20 protein-coding genes are annotated in these 20,672 nt (G+C 59.6%); 4 read left to right on the top strand and 16 right to left on the bottom strand.

The genetic code is table 11. The features are described from left to right. The first annotated feature begins 170 nt into the window (after positions 1–170). Together PVE98_RS01125 and PVE98_RS01120 are read left to right on the top strand one after the other, a co-directional pair. A complete protein-coding gene (locus PVE98_RS01125; protein ID WP_033753533.1) occupies positions 171–764 on the top strand; it encodes a YhgN family NAAT transporter in 594 nt (197 codons plus the stop codon). Between the two features lie 106 nt (positions 765–870). Continuing rightward, complete coding sequence (locus PVE98_RS01120) at positions 871–1,611, top strand: carbonic anhydrase (RefSeq protein ID WP_096072187.1); 741 nt, start codon at positions 871–873, stop codon at positions 1,609–1,611. Positions 1,612–1,646: 35 nt separating this feature from the next. Here the strand turns inward: PVE98_RS01120 and gntU are convergent, their stop codons facing one another. From gntU to ggt, 5 genes are all read right to left on the bottom strand, one after another. Then, positions 1,647–2,987 (bottom strand): gluconate transporter, encoded by a 1,341-nt coding sequence (gene gntU, locus PVE98_RS01115; RefSeq protein WP_033753173.1) that lies wholly within the window; start codon positions 2,985–2,987, stop codon positions 1,647–1,649. A gap of 2 nt (positions 2,988–2,989) precedes the next feature. Then, a complete protein-coding gene (gene gntK / locus PVE98_RS01110) occupies positions 2,990–3,526 on the bottom strand; it encodes a gluconokinase (RefSeq protein ID WP_033753176.1) in 537 nt (178 codons plus the stop codon). Positions 3,527–3,665: 139 nt separating this feature from the next. Then, a complete protein-coding gene (gntR, locus tag PVE98_RS01105) occupies positions 3,666–4,661 on the bottom strand; it encodes a gluconate operon transcriptional repressor GntR (RefSeq protein ID WP_096072188.1) in 996 nt (331 codons plus the stop codon). Between the two features lie 92 nt (positions 4,662–4,753). Further along, positions 4,754–5,449: a pirin family protein gene (locus PVE98_RS01100; protein WP_096072189.1), complete on the bottom strand. Its 696-nt coding sequence runs from the start codon at positions 5,447–5,449 to the stop codon at positions 4,754–4,756. A gap of 1,012 nt (positions 5,450–6,461) precedes the next feature. Continuing rightward, a complete protein-coding gene (ggt, locus tag PVE98_RS01095; RefSeq protein ID WP_033753188.1) occupies positions 6,462–8,216 on the bottom strand; it encodes a gamma-glutamyltransferase in 1,755 nt (584 codons plus the stop codon). 187 nt (positions 8,217–8,403) lie between these two features. On the opposite strand from ggt, the gene PVE98_RS01090 reads away from it, so the two are divergent. Beyond that, positions 8,404–8,682: a DUF2756 domain-containing protein gene (locus PVE98_RS01090; protein WP_033753191.1), complete on the top strand. Its 279-nt coding sequence runs from the start codon at positions 8,404–8,406 to the stop codon at positions 8,680–8,682. On the opposite strand, the gene ugpQ is transcribed toward PVE98_RS01090, so the two are convergent. The 10 genes from ugpQ to PVE98_RS01040 form a co-directional block, all read right to left on the bottom strand. Further along, positions 8,679–9,422 carry a glycerophosphodiester phosphodiesterase gene (gene ugpQ / locus PVE98_RS01085; RefSeq protein ID WP_333620666.1) on the bottom strand — a complete coding sequence of 248 codons (744 nt, stop codon included), beginning with the start codon at positions 9,420–9,422 and terminating at the stop codon, positions 8,679–8,681. The genes PVE98_RS01090 and ugpQ overlap by 4 nt on opposite strands. Continuing rightward, a complete protein-coding gene (locus tag PVE98_RS01080; protein WP_033753197.1) occupies positions 9,419–10,492 on the bottom strand; it encodes a sn-glycerol-3-phosphate import ATP-binding protein UgpC in 1,074 nt (357 codons plus the stop codon). Before PVE98_RS01080 ends, ugpQ begins: the two co-directional genes overlap by 4 nt. Before the next feature lie 2 nt (positions 10,493–10,494). Next, positions 10,495–11,340 carry a sn-glycerol-3-phosphate ABC transporter permease UgpE gene (gene ugpE / locus PVE98_RS01075; protein WP_033753200.1) on the bottom strand — a complete coding sequence of 282 codons (846 nt, stop codon included), beginning with the start codon at positions 11,338–11,340 and terminating at the stop codon, positions 10,495–10,497. Continuing rightward, on the bottom strand, positions 11,337–12,224 hold the full coding sequence (ugpA, locus tag PVE98_RS01070; protein WP_033753203.1) for a sn-glycerol-3-phosphate ABC transporter permease UgpA: 888 nt from the start codon (positions 12,222–12,224) through the stop codon (positions 11,337–11,339). Before ugpA ends, ugpE begins: the two co-directional genes overlap by 4 nt. Positions 12,225–12,286: 62 nt before the next feature. Continuing rightward, positions 12,287–13,603 (bottom strand): sn-glycerol-3-phosphate ABC transporter substrate-binding protein UgpB, encoded by a 1,317-nt coding sequence (gene ugpB, locus PVE98_RS01065; protein WP_033753205.1) that lies wholly within the window; start codon positions 13,601–13,603, stop codon positions 12,287–12,289. A gap of 311 nt (positions 13,604–13,914) precedes the next feature. Then, positions 13,915–14,628, bottom strand: coding sequence for a high-affinity branched-chain amino acid ABC transporter ATP-binding protein LivF (gene livF, locus PVE98_RS01060; RefSeq protein ID WP_033753206.1), 714 nt, complete (start codon positions 14,626–14,628; stop codon positions 13,915–13,917). A 1-nt stretch (position 14,629) separates the two neighbouring features. Then, positions 14,630–15,397: a high-affinity branched-chain amino acid ABC transporter ATP-binding protein LivG gene (gene livG, locus PVE98_RS01055; RefSeq protein WP_033753208.1), complete on the bottom strand. Its 768-nt coding sequence runs from the start codon at positions 15,395–15,397 to the stop codon at positions 14,630–14,632. After that, positions 15,394–16,662, bottom strand: coding sequence for a high-affinity branched-chain amino acid ABC transporter permease LivM (locus PVE98_RS01050; RefSeq protein WP_033753210.1), 1,269 nt, complete (start codon positions 16,660–16,662; stop codon positions 15,394–15,396). The genes livG and PVE98_RS01050 overlap by 4 nt, the downstream gene beginning before the upstream one ends. Continuing rightward, positions 16,659–17,585, bottom strand: a complete 927-nt coding sequence (livH, locus tag PVE98_RS01045; protein ID WP_033753535.1) for a high-affinity branched-chain amino acid ABC transporter permease LivH — start codon at positions 17,583–17,585, stop codon at positions 16,659–16,661. The genes PVE98_RS01050 and livH overlap by 4 nt, the downstream gene beginning before the upstream one ends. A 71-nt stretch (positions 17,586–17,656) precedes the next feature. After that, entirely contained in the window at positions 17,657–18,784 is a 1,128-nt protein-coding gene (locus PVE98_RS01040) for a branched-chain amino acid ABC transporter substrate-binding protein (protein WP_033753212.1), read from the bottom strand. A 400-nt stretch (positions 18,785–19,184) separates the two neighbouring features. Between PVE98_RS01040 and panM the strand changes: the two genes are divergently transcribed. Next, positions 19,185–19,571 carry an aspartate 1-decarboxylase autocleavage activator PanM gene (gene panM, locus PVE98_RS01035; protein ID WP_033753214.1) on the top strand — a complete coding sequence of 129 codons (387 nt, stop codon included), beginning with the start codon at positions 19,185–19,187 and terminating at the stop codon, positions 19,569–19,571. 46 nt (positions 19,572–19,617) lie between these two features. Here the strand turns inward: panM and rpoH are convergent, their stop codons facing one another. Beyond that, positions 19,618–20,475, bottom strand: coding sequence for an RNA polymerase sigma factor RpoH (gene rpoH / locus PVE98_RS01030; RefSeq protein WP_033753215.1), 858 nt, complete (start codon positions 20,473–20,475; stop codon positions 19,618–19,620). Positions 20,476–20,672: the final 197 nt, after the last annotated feature.

Raw genomic sequence — 20,672 nt, 5'->3', positions numbered from 1 at the left:
GGAAGAACGGAATGGGTTTTCACTCCGCTCTGCGTCATAAATGGATTTACCTGTGACCAACAACTCTACAAAATGCAGCTTTTCTGGCAAGTGAATTAATTCGATTGCGCCAACTTTTTCAGCAGCGCAGCTAATAACCCCGCGTCGGGATGAAAGGAAAAACCAAAAAAATGACTGAAATGATTTCTGCGACCATCTTATTGCTGCTGATTATGGATCCGCTGGGCAACCTGCCGATTTTTATGTCGGTGCTCAAGCATCTGGAGCCGAAGCGGCGGCGCGCGGTGCTGATCCGCGAACTGCTGATTGCGCTGGTACTGATGCTGCTGTTTCTGTTCGCGGGCGAACGCATTCTGACTTTCCTTAATCTGCGCACCGAGACCGTCTCTATTTCCGGCGGCGTGATCCTGTTTCTTATCGCCATCCGCATGATTTTCCCGTCGGACGAAAGCAGCAGCAGCGGCCTGCCTGCGGGCGAAGAGCCCTTTCTGGTGCCGCTGGCGATCCCGCTGGTCGCCGGCCCGTCGCTGCTCGCCACGCTGATGCTGCTGTCGCATCAGTATCCTAACCAGATGGGGCATCTCGTCGGCGCGCTGCTGATCGCCTGGGGCGTCACGGTGACGATTCTGCTGCTGTCGGGGCTGTTTTTACGGCTGCTGGGCGACAAGGGCGTCAACGCGCTGGAGCGCCTGATGGGACTGATTTTGATTATGCTGGCGACGCAGATGTTCCTGGACGGTATTCGCGTCTACCTCAAGCTGTAGCGCCTCGCCGCAAATAGCCTTTATCTTAGTGTGGTTTTGGGTTGATTAATGTTTCGCTGCGTATTATCGCGCCGTTTAACCGTTAATTTCATACCAGGACCACACCATGAAAACCGCTCAACCCACCCAGCCTGCCCGCCGATCCATACTGAAGAAAACGCTGGCGCTCTCAGCGCTCTCCGTAACCGGCGTCGGCGCGCTGGGCCTGCCGACCCTCTCTTTCGCCGCTTCGCTGAGCAAAGAGGAGCGCGACGCCATGACGCCGGACGCAGTCATCGCCCACTTCAAGCAGGGCAACCTGCGCTTTCGCGAAAACCGTCCGGTAAAACATGATTACCTGGCGCAGAAGCGCAACAGTATTGCCGGTCAGTATCCGGCGGCGGTGATCCTGAGCTGCATCGACTCGCGCGCGCCCGCTGAGATTGTGCTGGACGCCGGTATCGGCGAAACCTTCAACGCGCGCGTCGCCGGCAATATCAGCAACCGCGATATGCTGGGCAGCATGGAGTTCGCCTGCGCCGTTGCCGGCGCGAAGGTGGTGCTGGTAATGGGACATACGCGCTGCGGCGCGGTGCGCGGCGCGATCGATAACGCGGAGCTGGGCAACCTGACCGGCCTGCTGGAGGAGATTAAGCCGGCCATCGAGAAAACCGTCTACAGCGGCGAGCGTAGCGGCAGCAACTACGATTTCGTCGACGCGGTGGCGCGGAAAAACGTCGAGCTGACCATCGAAAGCATTCGTAACAACAGCCCGGTGCTGAAGCAGCTGGAAGAGCGGAAAAAAATCAAAATCGTCGGCAGCATGTACCATCTGTCCGGCGGCAAAGTTGAGTTTTTCGAGGTTTAAGCGAGAAGCCGTCACGCAGGCGTGACGGCTTTGATTTACGACAGTAGCTGAAAGGCGATCATACCGACAATGGCGCCCACGGTGCCGAGGATGGTCTCCATCAGCGTCCAGGTCTTCAGGGTTTCTCCTTCGGTGGCGCCGGTAAAGCGGCCGAACAGCCAGAAGCCCGCATCGTTAACGTGGCTGATGATGATGGAGCCGCCGCCGATGCAGATAGAGAGCGCCGCCAGCTGCGCGCCGCTGTAGTGCAGCGGTTCAATCACCGGCATCACCAGTCCGACCGTAGTGAGGCAGGCGACCGTGGCCGACCCCTGAATCACGCGCACCGCGCCGGAAAGAATAAAGCAGGCCAGCGCGACGGGCAGCCCCGCGCCGGTCAGCGCATGGCCCAGCACCGGGCCGACGCCGGAATCGACCAGCACCTGCTTGAACACGCCGCCCGCGCCGATCACCAGCAGAATAATGCCCGCAGGCTGCAGCGCGCTGCCGCACACCTGCATCACCTTCTCTTTATCCATGCCCTGACGGTAGGCCAGCCCGTAAATCGCCACCAGGCAGGCGATGAGGATCGCCGTAAAGGGATGGCCGATAAACTCCAGCCACTCGTACAGCGAGGAGCCCTGCTCGGTAAAGCGCGCGCCGATGGTTTTCAGCCCCACCAGCATCAGCGGAAACAGGATTAGCGCCAGGCTGAAGCCGAACGACGGCAGCTTCGCCGCGTCGACGTCCGGCTGATGATCTTCCGGTGGCGCGCTAAAGGTCACGTGACGCGCAATCAGCGAACCGAACAGTGGACCGGCGATCAGCATACCGGGTATGGCGGCGCACAGGCCGAGCAGGATCATCCAGCCGAAGTCGGCATGCATCTGCGAGGCGAGCAGCATCGGCGCCGGGCCCGGCAGCAGAAAGGCCGCCGAGGCCGCCACGCCGGCGAACAGCGGGATCACCAGCTTCACCAGGTTATCGTGGGTGCGGCGCGCCACGGCGAACGCGATGCTGATCAACAGCACCACCGCCACCTCAAAAAAGAGCGGCAGCGCGCAGATCAGGCCGGCGATGCCCATAGCGTAGTGGGCGCGGCTTTCGCCGAAGGTTTTCAGCATGCGGATGGCGATCTGGTCGACCGCGCCCGTCTCATGCAGGATTTTGCCGAACATCGCGCCCAGCGCGACGACGATAGCCAGGAAGCCCAGCGTGCCGCCCATCCCTTTCTGCATGGTGTCCGCGATCTTGTCTAGCGGCATGCCAGAGCAGACACCTGCGCCAATCGAGACCAGCATCAGCGCGACAAACGCGTGCATCCGCGCTTTCATCACCAAAAAAAGCAGCAGCAGGACAGAGCCTGCTGCAGTTAACACCAGCGTTGCGGTACTCATGACTAACCCTTGTTGATGGCTTTCCCGATAGCCGCAACCGTAGCCGCAACAACTTCGTCAACTGAATGATTGATATCGACCGTCAGCACGTCCGGCTCGTCTGCGCCCGGCTCTTCCAGCGTGGCGAACTGCGTCACCAGCATCTGCGGTTTAAAGAAGTGACCTTTGCGCGCCTTCAGGCGAGATTCGATGGTATCGAAATCGCCCTTGAGGTAGATAAAGCGCAGGTTGTCGTTGCCCTGACGCAGAATATCGCGGTAACGCTTTTTCAGCGCGGAACAGACGATAATGGAGATCGCCTGGGTACGCTGCATGGCAAACGCGGCGTCGTTGAGCGCCTGTAGCCACGGCTGACGATCGTTGTCGTCCAGCGGATGGCCATCAGCCATTTTTAAAATATTGGCGCGCGGATGAAGAAAATCGCCGTCAAGAAACGCGGTATTGAGCTGGTGGGAAACCTGGTTAGCGACAACGGACTTTCCGCTGCCTGAAACGCCCATCAGAATAAAGACGTGATGCGACGAAGATTGAGTAGTCATTTTTCTGCTCCGGCAGGTAAATTCGCCAATGTTACCGATAACAATGCTGGTTGCCATTGTGTTAAGCCCACTTCAGGCTGGCAACCCTGTTTAGCCGGAAAAGCACGAAAGTGTGAACTGACTCATAAAAATGCCAGATTCAGATGCTGCCGCCTTCGCTGATGTCAAAGCCGATATCCAGCGGCGCGGAGACGCTGAAATCGCCGCTGATACGCGCCAGCAGCATGGCGGCCGCTTCGCGTCCCATGCGTTCGCGCGGCGTCAGGACGGTCGCCAGCTGCGGCGTCACAACCTGACTAATATCATGGCCGTGAAAGCCGGCGATCGCCATTTGCGACGGAACTTTTAATCCCTGGCGCTGGCATTCGAACATCGCGCCGACCGCAAGGTCGTCGTTGGTGCAGAACAGACTGTCGGTTTGCGGATAGCGACGCTGCGCCTCGCACAACAGCATGCCGCCCGCGCTGAAGGAAGAGGCCTCTTCCATCATCACGCTGCGCGGCTCCAGCCCCGCTTCGCGCATCGCTTTCTCGTAGCCCTGCTGCTTCTGCAGGGTGCGCTCATCAAGACGCGCGCCCAGATAAACCGTATGGCGATGCCCTTTGCGCAGGATAGCGTGCGTCATCTGGCGCGCCGCCTCGACGTTATCGAAGCCTACCGCCATATCGAGGCACGGCGAGACGCTGTCCATCATCTCAATCACCGGAATGCCCGCCACTTCCAGCATGCGCAGCGTGGCGGGCGTATGGGTGCGCTCGGTGAGAATGACGCCGTCGATGTTCCAGCCCAGCAGCGAACGCAGCTGCAGCTCCTCTTTTTGCGGGCTGTAGCCGAAGTGGGCGACCAGCGTCTGATAGCCCGCCTCGTCGGTTACCGCTTCGATGCCGCGCAGTACGTCGGCGAACACCTGGTTGGTCAGCGAGGGCAGCAGTACGCCGATGGCGCGGCTGGTGGCGTTGGAGAGCATATCCGGCGCGCGGTTGGGGATGTAGCCCAGCTCATCAAGCGCGACGGCAATCTTGTCGCGCAGCGACGCGGAAACCTGCTCAGGATTGCGCAGGTAGCGGCTGACGGTCATTTTCGTTACGCCGACACGATCGGCAACATCCTGTAATACCGGTCTTTTTTTCTTCATCGTATGCGCCCAAGGTCACAATTACGATGAGTCTATCACTATTCAGCGGGAGAATTGTAAACCGGGCGCGACTGTGCGCGCCCCGTCACCGCTTAAACCGGCGGCAGATCGAACAGCAGTACTTCGGCGTCGCTGCTGGCTTCCAGGGTTACGCTCGCCTCATCCCAGACGGCAAACGCGTCGCTGGTACGGGCAGTATCGCCGTTGACGCGAATCTCGCCTTTAACCACCTGCACCCAGACGCGGCGGCCGGTTTCGATAGCGACCTCATCTTTTTCACCTGCGCTGAAGACCCAGCGCGACAGCGTCATATCCTGATAGACCTTCAGCGATCCCTCACGGGCGTCCGGCGTCAGCACAAACTGACGTCCTTTTACGTCCGGGAAGCGGCGCTGGGCGTAACGCGGTTCGATGCCGGTACGCTCTGGAATAATCCAGATCTGATAAAGATGCAGCGGATCGCTGCTGCTGGCATTGTACTCAGAGTGACGCACGCCGGTGCCCGCACTCATGATCTGAAATTCGCCCGCCGGGATCTGCTCTTTATTGCCCATGCTGTCCTGATGCTCGACGGTGCCGGAGAGCACGTAGGTCAGGATCTCCATATCTTTGTGCGGGTGCGTACCGAAGCCCTGCCCGGCCGCAACGATGTCTTCGTTGATGACGCGCAGCGCTGAAAAGCCCATAAAACTGGCGTCGTGATAGCTGGCGAAAGAGAAGGTATGCCAGCTTTCCAGCCAGCCGTGATTCGCGTGGCCGCGTTCTTCTGCTTTGCGTAAGTAAATCATGTTCAGTTCTCCTCAATGTTTTAAAACAGTCTGAACCTGAGGCGAACCTATTGATAGCTGAAAAACTTCACGCCTCTGTTCAAAAAAGGTGAATAAGCGTTTTGCGGATGATGAGCTGGGTTGAATAATGCGGCTGGCAAAAAAAAAGCCAGCACCCGAGCTGGCTAAGTAATACTGGAAGCAATGTGAGCAATGTCGTGCTTTCCGGTTTGTCTGAGGACGCCCCGAGAACGCATCGCAATAATAATCATTATCATTCGCGTCTGTAAAGCCTTTTGTGATCTTTTCTGTTGATTATTAATAAGATTTCCTTGATGTTTGAAAGGGTTTTAATATTGGACAAGCAAACACTCTGAGCGGATTCCGCCCGCCAAGCGGCAGGGAGTTTCAGCCGCTCCGCTGCTGGCGTGCGTGTTAAGGGGCTCGCCAGCCCCTTAACAATCCCGGCTTCCGGCAGCCTCCACGCCGCGCTCCGCGCGGTCCCTTCGTTGCTTACGTCGGCCGCACGGACCCGTCGGGACAGGCCGTCCTGGCCTGGCCCTCCCTCTCGCCGACGTCCTGTCGGCTCGTCCTGCCCGCCGTGCGCGCCTCAGCATGTCGGATGCCTCTGACTGCCCCGCCTGTGAGTTCCCTTATTTCTTATTAACGACGACATCGTCTGAGCGCATTATTCATGCTTTCAGCGATGAGGCTACGTCTTCAAGAGACAGGACGTACAGCGGGGCTGGGGGGCCATCGCAGCCGCTGAGCGGAGGAAGGATTTCAGGACGAGCGGCAGGGATGCCGCGAAGAGGCTGGCATGAGCCAGGGATGGCGAATCCAGCCGGTCCGTCAGAAATCCTGACGAAGCGAAGGGACCCGCGCAGCGGGCGGCTGAGCTGGCCCGGGGCGCGGGTGCAGGGCCGGCGCCTACCGGCCCTGCTCGGTCGCCCGCAGCGGGCGAAATGAAACTGCTCAGTTATCGGGCGAACGAAACCTGCATCCAGTCCCGCCTGCGCAACAGGTCAACATTTTAATATCCCGCGCTCAGATCCCCTGGCGTACGCGGGTCCGATGCGCCGTAAAGCGTGCCGTCCGGCCCAATCATAATGCTCTGCGTGCTGCCCATCGCCGGCAGCACCTTCACATGCTGCCCTTTATTCTCCAGCAAACGCAGCGTGTCCGGGCTGAACCCCTTCTCGACGCGCAGCTGATCCGGTAGCCACTGATGATGGAAGCGCGGCGCATTGGTCGCCTCTGCAACGTTCATCCCGAAATCGACGCTGTTCACCACCATTTGCAGCACGGTGGTGATAATGCGGCTACCGCCCGGACTGCCGGTTACCAGCCAGGTTTTGCCCCCTTTCGCCACAATGGTCGGCGACATGGACGAGAGCGGGCGCTTGGCGGGCTGTACCGCATTCGCTTCGCCACCGACCAGACCGTAGACGTTCGGCGTGCCCGGCTTGGCGGAGAAGTCGTCCATCTCGTTGTTCAGCAGGATGCCGCTGTTGCCCGCGACGATGCCGCTACCGAAATTGGTGTTCAGGGTATAGGTTACCGCGACCGCCGTGCCCTGTTTGTCTACGACCGAAAAGTGCGTGGTCTGGTTGCTCTCATAGGGTTCCAGCTTGCCGGGCTTAATCTCGCTCGACGGACGCGCTTTCGCCACGTCAATCTGCTGCGCGATCGACTTCGCATAGGCTTTGCTGGTGAGCGCCTGCCACGGCACTTTGACAAAATCGGGATCGCCAAGATACTCCGAGCGGTCGGCATAGGCGTATTTCTCCGCTTCGGCGACCACCTGCATCGCGTCGGCGCTGCCGAAGCCCATTTTCGCCAGATCGAAGTTTTCCAGGATATTCAGGATCTGCACGATATGGATCCCGCCGGATGAGGGCGGCGGCATAGAGAAGACCTCATAGCCGCGATAGGTGCCGCTGATTGGCTTACGCTCGACGGCGCGGTAGGCCGCCAGATCCGCTTTGCCGATCAGACCGCCGTGCTGCGCCATCTCGCTGGCGATCTCATCGGCGATTTCGCCTTTATAGAAGGCGTCCGGCCCCTGCTGCGCAATCAGCTGCAGGCTGTGAGCGAGATTCTTCTGCACCAGACGATCGCCCTTCTGCCACGGCGTGCCGTCAGGCTTAAAGAAGATCGCCTTGCTGTTGGGATGCGCCAGCAGCACTTCCTTGCCGTAGGTTTTCAGATCGTCCGCCAGCGCGTCGTTGACCACGTAGCCTTCGCGCGCCAGTTTAATCGCCGGCGCCAGCAGCGTGCTGAGCGGCAGCGTGCCATATTTTTGCGCCGCCAGCGCAAAGCCCGCCACGCTGCCGGGCGTGCCCGAGGCGAGATGCGAGGTCAGCGACAGCTTGCTGTCGGCGTTGCCCTGCTTGTCGAGGAACATATCGCGCGAGGCACGGCCCGGCGCCATTTCGCGGAAGTCGATAGAGGTGGCGCGACCGGACGCGGTGCGCAGCAGCATAAAGCCGCCGCCGCCCAGGTTGCCCGCCTGCGGATGCGTCACCGCCAGCGCGAAGCCGACGGCGACGGCGGCGTCCACCGCGTTGCCGCCCTGGCGCAGAATATCCACGCCAACCTGCGTCGCCAGCGCATCGACCGAAGCGACCATGCCGTTCTGCGCCCTGACGGGATGAAAGGTGTCATCCTCAACGCCATAAGAGACGGGCGGCGCGCTGGCAGGCGCGGCGGCATCAGCGACGCTGACCACCGTTAAACTCATCATCACAGCCCAGCCAAGCTGGCGTATATTTCCTCGCATCATCATCCCTCTACCCTTTTCAGTTGTTTACATTTGTTATCACGCAGGCAAGTGTTTACAAATACAGCAAAAAAATAACATCTAAGTCAAATTCGGTGCGTTCCTGGGGGAGAAGTTTGTGAGGTTGCTAAACTTATAGCTGCGGCCACGGCGCATCACACGCCGGTGAGGCCGCGTTGACGGAGGAAGTCACATGAAAAAATGGTTAATCGTTTTTGCCGCACTGCTGCCGCTAAGCGGCATGGCTAATATGCTGAACAACACGAATCAACCTAATCAGCCGGGCTACAATCCAAGCCAGCAGCGTATGCAGACGCAGATGCAAATTCAGCAGCAGCAGCAGCAGAGCAAACTGCAGCAGGATCAGCAGCAGCAGACGCAGCAGATACAGCGCAAAATGCAGGAACAGCGCAGCAGCGCCCAGCAGCGCGTCATCAACACGCAGCCGGGACAACAGCAGAACCGTAATTAACGGAAGTCGGGGCCGATAATGTCGATGCGATCGGTGCAGATGGCGTCGACGCCCCATTTCAGCAGGGCACGCGCCCGATCCGGGTCGTTCACCGTGTAGACCAGAATATGCAGGCCGGCGGCCTTCAGCGCCGCGACGCGCCCGGCGTCGAGCAGTTTATGGTTAAGGTGAATCGAGACGCACGCCAGCGCGGCGGTTTTGCTTTGCCACGCCTCGTCCCATTCATCAAGCAGCAGGCCGCGCGGCAGATCCGGCTCCGCCTGCATCGCCGACTCCAGCGCCACATAAGAGAACGACGACAGCAGCGGCGCGGTCATGCCCTGCCACAGCATTTTCGCCGCATGGGCGATGGCCCGTCCGGTTTCCGCCTCGCTGCCGGTAGTGGGTTTGATTTCGATATTCGCCATCATGCCGTACCGGCGACAGCGCGCCGCCACGTCGGGAAGCAGCGCCAGCGGTTCGCCGTCGAACGCCTTGCCGAACCAGCCGCCCGCATCCAGCTGCGCCAGTTTATCCCACGGCAGCTCGCCCGCTACGCCCCAGCCGTTGCTGGTGCGATCCAGCGTGTCGTCGTGCAGCAGAAAAATCTGCTTATCCTGCGACAGCTTCGCGTCGAACTCGATCATGGTATGGCCCCACTCCGCGCCGACGTCGATCGCCGCCAGGGTATTTTCCGGGGCCAGTTTGCCGCCGCCGCGATGGGCGACGATATGAGGATAGGGCCAGCTGTATGTGCTCATTCCAGACGCTTTCCGGTAGTTGAATCGAAATAGTGTAACGCATCCGACGGCAGATGCAGCCACAGCGTGCTGCCCGCCTGCGGGCGTTCGCTGTGCGGCAGACGCACCACCAGCGGCGTCTCGCCGATGCGCCCATGCGCCAGGTTGTCTGCGCCGAGCAGCTCCAGCGTCTCTACGCGCAGCGGAATGCCCTCGCGATCGCGCGGGCTGATGCGCACATGTTCGGGGCGGATGCCGAGCGTCACGGCGCGATTCGCCCACTTCGCCTTGATGTCGCCGAGCGGCAGAGAGTATGAGTTGTCGATATTGAAGCGCGTGCCGTCGCTGCCGATCTGGCCGTCAATCAGGTTCATCGCCGGCGCGCCGATAAAGGAAGCGACGAACTGGCTGGCTGGACGCTCGTAAATCTCTACCGGCGTGCCGATCTGCTCGACAAAGCCCTTGTTCAATACCATCACGCGCTGCGCCAGCGTCATCGCTTCGACCTGATCGTGCGTGACGTAAAGGCTGGTGGTTTGCAGGCGACGGTGCAGCTGCTGCAGCTCCAGCCGCATCTGCACGCGCAGCCGCGCGTCCAGGTTGGAGAGCGGCTCGTCGAACAGGAATACCGAGGGCTCGCGCACGATAGCGCGGCCCATCGCCACGCGCTGGCGCTGCCCGCCGGAAAGCTCGCGCGGACGGCGGCTCAGCAGCTGATCCAGCTCCAGGCTGCGTGCCGCCTCCAGCACGCGCAGGCGGATATGTTCTTTGCTCATGCCGCGGATCTTCAGCCCGTAGGCCATATTCTCCTCGACCGTCATATGCGGGTAGAGCGCGTAGTTCTGGAACACCATAGCGATGCCGCGATCTTTCGGCTCCATCTGGGTGACGCGACGATCGTCGATATAGATGTCGCCGGAGGTGACGCGCTCCAGCCCCGCCACCATGCGCAGCAGCGTCGATTTTCCGCAGCCGGAGGGACCGACCATCACCATAAATTCGCCGTCGTTGACGGTGACGTTCAGCGGCTGAATGATTTGATTCTTGCCGTCGTAGGACTTGGTTACCGCCTGAAGGGTTACGCCTGCCATGCTTATTTCTCGCTCTCGACCAGGCCACGCACGAACGCGCGCTGCATGACCAGCACCACCACTACCGGTGGGATCAGGGTTAATAACATTGCCGCCATCACTTCGTTCCACTGCGTCGGCGATCCGCTGGTGGAGATCATGCTTTTGATCCCCGCCACTGCGGTGCTGAGCGAGGCGTCGTTGACGATCAGCAGCGGCCAGAGATACTGGTTCCAGCCGTAGATAAAGGTGATCACGAACAGCGCCGCGAGATTGGTTTTCGACAGCGGCAGCACGATGTCCCAGAAGAAGCGCAGCGCGCTGGCGCCATCGATGCGCGCCGCCTCGATCAGCTCGTCCGGCAGCGACATAAAGAACTGGCGGAAAAGAAAGGTCGCCGTGGCCGATGCCATCAGCGGCAGCGTCAGGCCGCTGTAGCTGTCGAGCATATTGAGATCGGCGATTACCTGCACGGTGGGGAAAATACGCACTTCGACCGGCAGCATCAGCGTAATGAAGATCAGCCAGAAAAAAAGCGTGCGCAGCGGAAAGCGAAACCAGACCAGCGCAAAGGCGGAGAGCATCGACACCGTGATTTTGCCGACGGTAATGCCGAACGCCATAATCAGGCTGTTCAGCAGCATCAGGCTGAACGCCGGGCCGCTGCCGTTAACCCCCTGGGTCCAGATGCGCGAAATGTTCTCCCACAGGTGGGTGCCGGGGATCAGAGTCATCGGCACCTGATAGACCGCCTCGTTATCCAGCGTGGCGGCGACGAAGGCGACATAGAGCGGAAAGAGAATAGTGAGCACGCCCAGCACCAGCAGCGTGTGGCTGAAGATATCCAGCCCGCGACGGTTTTCAATCATTGGTACTGCACCTTACGCTCAACGAAGCGGAACTGAATAACGGTCAGGCCGATCACCAGCAGCATCAGCACTACCGACTGCGCCGCCGAAGAAGAGAGATCCAGCCCGGTAAAGCCTTCGCGATAGATTTTGTAGATCAGCGTGGTGGTAGCCTGCACTGGCCCGCCGCCGGTCGCGGCGTCGATCACCGGGAAGGTGTCGAAGAAGGCGTAGATCAGGTTCACCACCAGCAGAAAGAAGCTCACCGGCGTAATCAGCGGCAGCGACAGATTGAAGAAGCGGCGCACCGGCCCGGCGCCGTCGATCGCCGCGGCTTCCACCAGCGATTTCGGGATCGACTGCAGCGCGGCGAAAAAGAAGAGAAAGTTGTAGCTCATCTGCTGCCAGATCGAGGCGACGACAATCAGGAACATCGCCTGGCCGCTGTTCTGGGCATAGTTCCAGCTATAGCCAAGCTGGTTGAGAAAGTGGCTAATCAGGCCGAGGCCGGGATTGAACAGAAACATCCACATCACCGCCGCAACCACCGGCGCCACCGCGTAGGGCAGCAGCAGCAGCGTCTGATAGAGCTTGCGTAGCCGGATAACGTAATCCACCAGCGCCGCCAGCAGCAGCGACAGCACCATGCCGCACACCGTGACCAGCGTGCTGAACACGATGGTGGTCCAGAAAGCCTCGAGATAGTAGCTGTCCTGAAACAGGCGCCTGAAATTGTCCAGGCCGACAAAGGTGCTGGAGATGCCGAACGGATCAAGGTTTTGCAGCGAATACCACAGGGCTTCGCCCGCAGGCCAGAGGAAAAAGATGGCGGTAATCAGCAGCTGCGGCAGCACCAGCAAATAGGGCAGCAGGCTGGTGCGAAACACCGGACGAGATGAAGACATAGCGTACTCTGTCTGAGAAAGAGAACAGGGCCGGCACGCGCCGACCCTTTTAACGTCACAGGTTATTTCACCTGCTGTTCAAAGCGGCGCAGCAGTTCGTTGCCGCGTTTCACCGCACTATCCAGCGCGGCCTGCGGCGACTGTTTGCCGGTCCAGACGCCTTCCAGCTCTTCGTCGACGATGGTGCGGATCTGCGGCATATTGCCCAGACGCATGCCTTTGGTGAACGGCAGCGGATCTTTATTCAGCATCTGACGCGTCGCGATATCCGCGCCGGGGTTCTTGTCGTAGAAGCCCTGCTTTTTGGTCAGCTCGTAGGCAGCGGTGGTGATCGGCAGGTAGCCGGTTTTCTGATGCCACTCGGCGGCGATTTCCGGCTGCGCCAGGAACTGCATAAACTCCGCGGCGCCCTTGTAGGTGTTGGCGTCTTTGCCTTTCATCACCCACAGGCTGGCGCCGCCGATAATGGCGTTCTGCGGCGCGTTCGGCACGGTCTCGTCATACGGCATCATGCCGACGCCGAAGTTGAATTTGGCGTAGTGTTTGATGTCGGCCAGCGAGCCCGAAGAGGCAGTGGTGATGCCGCAGTCGCCGTTATAGAACTTGGCGGTGGATTCGTCTTTACGGCCGAAGTAGGTGAAGTCGCCTTTCTTGTTCATCTCCTCCAGCATCTGGATATGGCGCACCTGCACCGGCTGGTTGAACTCCAGCACCGCGTCGGTACCGTCGAAGCCGTTGTTTTTGGTAGCGACCGGCAAGGCGTGCCAGGCGCTGAAGTTTTCGATCTGGATCCAGCCCTGCCAGCCGCTGGCGTAGCCGCAGCTCAGGCCCGCTTTACGCAGCGCGTCGGCGTCTTTCGCCAGCTCCTGCCAGGTTTTCGGCGGCTGATCGGGGTTCAGGCCCGCTTTTTTAAAGGCGTCTTTGTTGTAGTAAAGCACCGGCGTGGAGCTGTTGAACGGCTGAGAAATCAGATGGCCGCTGGCGTCGCTGTAGTAGCCCGCCACGGTCGGCACGAACTGTTTTTCATCGAAGGGAATGCCTGCGTCCTGGAAGACCTGATGCACCGGCACGATCGCCTTCGAAGCCATCATGGTGGCAGTGCCGACTTCATACACCTGCAAAATGGCCGGCGCTTTGCCGGTGCGCACCGCTGCGATGCCTGCCGCGAGGCTCTGTTCGTAGTTACCTTTGTAGGTCGGCACGATTTTATAGTCGGGATGCGCCTGGTTGAAACGTTGCGCCAGAGAGTCGACCTCTTTGCCTAACTCGCCCTCCATTGAGTGCCAGAAAGGAATTTCAGTGGCGGCCAGCGCGTTGCCGCTGATGGCCAGGCCCAGAACCACACTCATCAGTCTACTTTGTGTCTTCAACACGGACATAGAATTTTCCTGTGCAGGTAGGTACGCGCGATATCACGCATTTTTTGTTCGCGAAGTAACATGACACGGGAAAATGACGGATTAATAACAGCGAGATGACAGCCGCATGACGGCCAGATGAAGGGCAACCTAAAATATTTTATCGCACAACAGCCAGGGGCCGTCGGTGTCATAGCCAGACATTATCCAATGCCAAAGGCCGTCGGCGGCGCAGCCAGTTCGGCAACGGCCAGCGCGCAGCATCCGGAGCGTACTAAAGTACGTGAGGAATGCGAGCACTGCCCGCTGCCGAAATGGCAAGTAAGCCAGGCCTAGGCGCCTAAGTAAGCGCTGCGGACGGCTTCGTTGGAGAGTAAAGCTTCGCCTGTATCTTCCAGCACCACGTGCCCGTTCTCCAGCACATAGCCGCGATCCGCCAGCTTCAGCGCCTGGTTGGCGTTCTGCTCCACCAGGAAGATGGTCATTCCCTCTTTACGCAGCTGCTCGATGGTGTCGAAGATCTGCTGGATAATGATCGGCGCCAGTCCCAGGGAGGGTTCGTCCAGCAGCAGCAGACGCGGCTGGCTCATCAGCGCGCGGCCGATCGCCAGCATCTGCTGCTCGCCGCCGGACATGGTGCCCGCGCGCTGGATTTTACGCTCCGCCAGACGCGGAAAGAGCTCATAGACGCGCGCGATGCGCGTCTGATACTCCTGACGGCTGGCGAAAAAGCCGCCCATCGCCAGGTTCTCCTCTACCGTCATGCGCGAAAATACCCGGCGCCCTTCCGGCACGATAGCGATCGCCTCGCGCATGATACGCGCGGTTTGCCAGTCGGTAATGGTTTTGCCATCGAAGGTAATGCTGCCCTGGGTGGCGCGCGGCTCGCCGCACAGCGTGCCGAGCAGCGTGGTTTTCCCCGCGCCGTTGGCGCCGATCAGCGTGACGATTTCGCCCTGACTGATATGCAGGCTGACGTTGTGCAGCGCCTGGATCTTGCCGTAGTGCGCGCTGACGTTGTTAACGGATAACATCGGGTTTGCCATGTTACGCCTCTCCTAAATAGGCTCGGATCACATCCGGATTATTACGCACCTCTTCCGGCGTGCCGTTGGCCAGCGGCGTACCCTGGTTCACCACATAGATACGGTCGGAAATGCCCATCACCAGCTTCATATCGTGTTCAATCAGCAGCACGGAGACCTTGTGCTCACCGCGCAGTTCGGCGATAAGCTCATCCAGCTCGTGCGTCTCTTTCGGGTTGAGTCCGGCCGCCGGTTCGTCCAGCATCAGGATCTCCGGCCGCGTCACCATGCAACGCGCGATCTCCAGACGGCGCTGCTGGCCATAGGCCAGATTGCCCGCCTGGCGGTTGGCGAGATCGAGCAGCCCGATGCGCTCCAGCCAGGTGGCGGCGCGATCCAGCGCCTCGCTCTCGCCGCGACGAAAGGCGGGCGTTTTGAACAGGCCCGAAAAGAGGCCGCTTTTCAGATGCTGATGCTGCGCCACCAGCAAGTTCTCGATTACCGTCATCTCACGGAACAGGCGCACGTGCTGAAAGGTGCGCACCACGCCCATGCGGGCGATCTGCTGGCCGGGCAGCCCTTCCAGATGTTGCTCGCGCAGCTTAATGGTGCCGCCGGTCGGCTTGTAGAAGCCGGTCAGGCAGTTAAATACGGTGGTCTTTCCCGCGCCGTTGGGACCGATCAGCGAGACGATCTCCTGCGCGCGCAGCTCCAGCGCCACGTTATTGACCGCCAGCAGGCCGCCGAAGCGCATCATCAGGCCTTCAACGGCTAATAAAGGCTGACTCATGCCTGCTCTCCTTGTTTCTGCTTCAGTTTCAGGTGCGGACGCTTCATCGGCAGCAGCCCCTGCGGACGCCAGATCATCATCAGCACCATCAGGCCGCCCAGCACCAGCATGCTGTATTCGTTCAGGTCACGCATCAGCTCGCGCGACACCACCAGCAGGATAGCGGCGAGAATTACGGCGAACTGCGAGCCCATGCCGCCCAGTACCACGATCGCCAGCACGAAAGCGGATTCGACGAAGGTAAAGGACTCTGGGCTGACGAAGCCCTGGCGCGCGGCGAACAGCGTGCCGGCGAAGCCGGCGAAAGCGGCGCTGATGGTAAAGGCGGTCAGCTTGATGCGCGTCGGGCTGAGGCCGAGCGAGCGACAGGCGATCTCATCTTCGCGCAGCGCTTCCCACGCGCGGCCCAGCGGCATACGCAGCAGGCGGTTAATCACGAACAGCGTCAGCGCCACCAGCAGCAGCGCCACCAGATAGAGGAAAATCACGCGGTCGCTGGGGTCATATTTCAGGCCGAAGAACTCGTGGAAGGTGCTCCAGCCGCCTTCAGAGACTTTGCGGCCGAACTCCAGGCCGAACAGCGACGGCTTAGGGATCTGCGCGATGCCGTTGGGACCGCCGGTCAGCGCGGTGTTATTCAGCAGCAGAATGCGCACGATCTCGCCGAAGCCGAGCGTGACGATCGCCAGATAGTCGCCGCGCAGACGCAGCACCGGAAAGCCGAGCAGCAGCCCGAAGAGCGCCGAGACGATGCCCGCCAGCGGCAGACACTCCCAGAAGCCGAGGCCGAAGTAGTGATTCAGCAGCGCGAAGGTGTAGGCGCCGATAGCGTAGAAGCCGCCGTAGCCGAGCACCAGCAGACCCGAGAGGCCGACCACCACGTTGAGTCCGAGACCGAGCATCACGTAGATCAGCGTCAGCGTCGCGATATCCACCGCGCCGCGCGAGACGAAAAAGGGCCAGGCCACCGCCACGACGATCAGCGCCAGCATAAACAGCTTCTGCTTAGGCGTAGAGCCGTCGATGCCGGGCAGCACCAGCGCCGGACCAGAAATCTTTTTCAGGCCGCGCTGCCAGAACGGACGCAACAGCTGAAAGAGAAAGACCACGCCGCAGCCGACGAAAATCCAGTTCCAGCGCACCTCGCCGGCGCTCTGCACCACCAGACGGGTGCCGTCAAGGCCGAGGCGCATGCCCATAAAGAAGCTGGCCAGCACCAGCAGCATTACAGAGGAGAGCAGCGCATTGATAAAGGAGGATTTCATACTTTCTCGACCTCCGGACGGCCCAGGATGCCAGTCGGCATCACCAGCAGCACCACGATCAGCAGCGCAAAAGAGACCACGTCTTTATATTCGGTGCTGAGATAGGCCGAGGTCAGCGCTTCGGCGATGCCGAGCACCAGGCCGCCAATCATCGCGCCCGGAATGCTGCCGATGCCGCCCAGTACCGCGGCGGTAAAGGCCTTCATGCCGGCCATAAAGCCGATAAAGGGGTTAATCGAGCCGTAGAACTGGCCGAGCAGCACGCCCGCCACCGCCGCCATCGCCGCGCCGATCACGAAGGTCAGCGAAATGACGCGGTCGGTATTGATGCCGAGCAGGCTCGCCATTTTCAGGTCTTCGGCGCAGGCGCGGCAGGCGCGGCCCATGCGCGAATAGCGGATAAACAGCGTCAGCGCCAGCATCGCCAGGAAGGTCACCAGCCAGATCACGATCTGCATGGTAGAGACGGTGGCGGCGAAGCCGTTGCTCTGGCCCAGCGTCCACTGGCCGGTAATCAGGCTCGGCAGCGCGAGGTCGCGCGAGCCCTGCGTCAGGCTAACGTAGTTTTGCAGGAAGATCGACATGCCGATGGCGGAGATCAGCGCGATCAGGCGCTTCGACGATCGCACCGGCTTATAGGCGACGCGCTCGATGCTCCAGCCGTAGGCGCTGGAGATCAGGATCGCCATCACGAAGCCGGCGGCGATCATCAGCCAGCCGGTGTCGATGCCCATCATCATCAGGGCGGCGATCACAATAAAGGAGACATAGCTGCCGATCATATAGACCTCGCCGTGGGCGAAGTTGATCATGCCGATGATGCCGTAAACCATGGTGTAACCGATGGCGATCAGCGCGTAGGTGCTGCCGAGGGTGACCCCGTTAAGCATCTGCTGTGTGAAATAAAGAAACTGCTCGGACATAGTGAAGACCTGCATGAGAACGGGAAAATCCCCTGCCGACGCGGCAAGGGATTGGTCTGCCGATGGAACCATTACTTAACTGCGGTTGAAGAACCGTCTTTGTGCCATTTAAATACGCCGAACTCGAAGCCTTTCAGATCGCCTTTCTGATCCCAGCTCAGGTTGCCCATCACTGTCGGAACCGGCTCGCCGCCCTTCAGGTTTTTCGCAATCTCTTCCGGCTCGTCGCTCTTGCTGCGCTCGATGCCGGCCGCCAGCGACTGGATCGCCGCATAGGTGGTCCAGACGAACGGACCGGTCGGATCTTTGCGGTTCTGCGCGCTGTTGGTCTTGATGGCGTCGACGATCGCCTTGTTCTCCGGCAGCTGGTCGTAGCGCTTCGGCAGCGTCACATAGATGCCTTCCGAGGCGTCGCCCGCGATATTGGAGAGCGAGGCGTTGCCCACCCCTTCCGGCCCCATAAAGCCGGCGTTCAGGCCAGCCGCTTTCGCCTGGCGCAGGATCTGACCCATTTCCGGGTAGTAGCCGCCGTAGTAAACGAAGTCGACGTTCTCTTTCTTCAGGCGCGCAATCAGCGTAGAGAAATCTTTATCGCCTGCGGTGATGCCTTCAAACAGCACCACGTTGCCGCCTTTGGCCTTCAGGGTTTTCTGCACCGACTCCGCCAGGCCCTGGCCGTACTGCTGCTTGTCATGCACCACGGCGATACGTTTAGGCTTGATCTGATCGAGGATATAGCTTGCGGCGGTCGGGCCTTGGTCGGAGTCCAGGCCGGTGGTGCGCATAATGGTTTCGTAACCGCGTGCGGTCAGCTCCGGCGCGGTGGCCGCCGGGGTAATCATCAGCACGCCTTCGTCGTTATAGATGTCGGACGCAGGCTGAGTAGAAGAGGAGCAAAGATGGCCGATAACGTACTTGATGCCGTCGTTGACGACCTTGTTCGCCACCGCCACGGCCTGTTTCGGGTCGCAGGCGTCGTCATACTCTACGCCCACCAGCTTGTTGCCGTTTACGCCGCCTTTGGCGTTGATATCCTTAATCGCCTGCGCGGCGCCGGTGAACTGCATATCGCCATACTGCGCGACCGGGCCGGTTACGGCGCCGACGATGGCGATTTTGATGTCGGCAGCCAGGGCGGCGTGGCTCATCGCCAGCGCAACGCAACCCGCCAGTAATGCGCGGCCTTTACTCATTTTCATGCGGACTTCCCCATCTTGTTGTGTCTGTGATTTGTGGTTTGCTGTTGCTACCGGATAAAGCCGAAAAATGATGTTTATGAACGATTTAGCGTGCTTTTCCGATATTTTTTGGTAATAAGGCTTTATTTTTCAGGTTATTAAACAGGAAGTTTCTTCTGTAAATCAACTGACACATTGGGAAATAGCCGGCTGAAACAGCATAATCATCTGGTTGTTATGCAGGCTTTTACGCCATTTCTCTAGCGCGTTATGCTGGCTTTTACGCCGCTTATTGTTCTTTATCTCCTCTATCCTGGCATCCAGACCATCTTTTGACCTGTTTTCAACTTAAAAAAGTGACGGCGCTCTGACTGTCTAAATTCGCTACACTATGCCCTTTCGACTAGTACAGGTGTTTGTTATGAAACTCACTATTCTGCGCCTGACCACGCTGAGTGCGCAGGACCGCATTGACCTTGCGAAAATCTGGCCGGATGAGGATATCGCTGCGCTGGAAGCCAGCCTGAACGAAAACGTCCGCCTTTACGCCGCGCGTTTCAATGCGCGGCTGCTGGGAGCGTTAAAGCTGACGATTGCGGGGACGCAGGGAGACATTTCGCAGCTGGAAGTGCGCGAGGTGACGCGACGTCGCGGCGTAGGGCGTTATCTGGTGGAAGAGACCATCGCGCAGAACGGTTCGGTCTCAAGCTGGTGGGTGGCGGACGACGGCAGCGCGAATCAGGGCGAGCGCGCGGCGTTTATGCAGGCGTGCGGTTTTCGCGCGCAGGCGGATGGCTGGGTTAAATAGCGGGCAAAAAAAAGGGCGACTCGCGTCGCCCGTTTTTGCGGTTCCGTTATGCTTCGATCGCCATGCGAAGTTTTTTCATGGCGTTCTTTTCCAGCTGCCGCACGCGTTCGGCCGACACGCCGTAGCGATCCGCCAGTTCCTGCAGCGTGGTTTTATTATCTTCGTCCAGCCAGCGGGCGCGGATAATGTGCTGGCTGCGCTCGTCGAGGCCCTGCATCGCATCGCTCAGCTTGTCCGCCGCGTGCGATTCCCAGTTATCCTCTTCGATGCCGTCGGCGAAGTCTGAGGTTTTATCCTGCAGATAGAGCACCGGCGCCATCGCTTTGCCTTCGCCGCTCTCGTCGTCGGCGGACATATCGAAGGTCATATCCTGCGCAGCCATACGCGATTCCATTTCACGCACGTCTTTGCTGCTTACGCCCAGTTCACGCGCCACCATCTCGACTTCGTCCTGATTGAACCAGCCCAGACGCTGCTTGGTTTTACGCAGGTTAAAGAACAGCTTGCGCTGCGCTTTCGTGGTAGCGACCTTCACGATACGCCAGTTGCGCAGCACGTATTCGTGAATCTCGGCTTTAATCCAGTGCACGGCGAAAGAGACCAGACGCACGCCTACTTCAGGATTAAAGCGACGCACCGCCTTCATCAGGCCGATGTTCCCTTCCTGAATCAGGTCCGCCTGAGGCAGGCCGTAACCGGAGTAATTACGAGCGATATGAACTACAAAGCGCAGGTGAGACAGGATCAGCGTCTTAGCCGCATCCAGATCGCCCTGGTAATGCAGCCGTTCAGCCAGCGCTTTTTCCTCTTCTGCCGACAGCATCGGCCAGACGTTGGCGGCCCGAACGTAAGATTCCAGGTTGCCAAGAGGAGCAATAGCTAAAGTTTGCATTTCTTTGGTCATTCAAACCCTCACAATGGTTATTAAGTTGCTGCGTCTTCCCTTTGAGCAGACGTTACATTAAGTCAACGCCGGGGAAAATCCGAAAGCAATCTGTGCTACTTAGAGTAGCCAAGTTATCCACAAGTTCAATTATAGCAGTGAATATTTTACACACAGATGACGAGGCGGGAAGAGAGGGAGGTTCCTCTGCGCCCGGA

The sequence above is a fragment of the Pantoea sp. GABEPS69 genome (genome assembly GCF_045780835.1).
In the GTDB taxonomy this organism is placed as follows: Bacteria; Pseudomonadota; Gammaproteobacteria; order Enterobacterales; family Enterobacteriaceae; genus Pantoea; species Pantoea septica.
The sequence above is the reverse complement of the archived record's forward strand: the minus strand, read 5'-3'. Positions and strand labels throughout refer to the sequence as shown.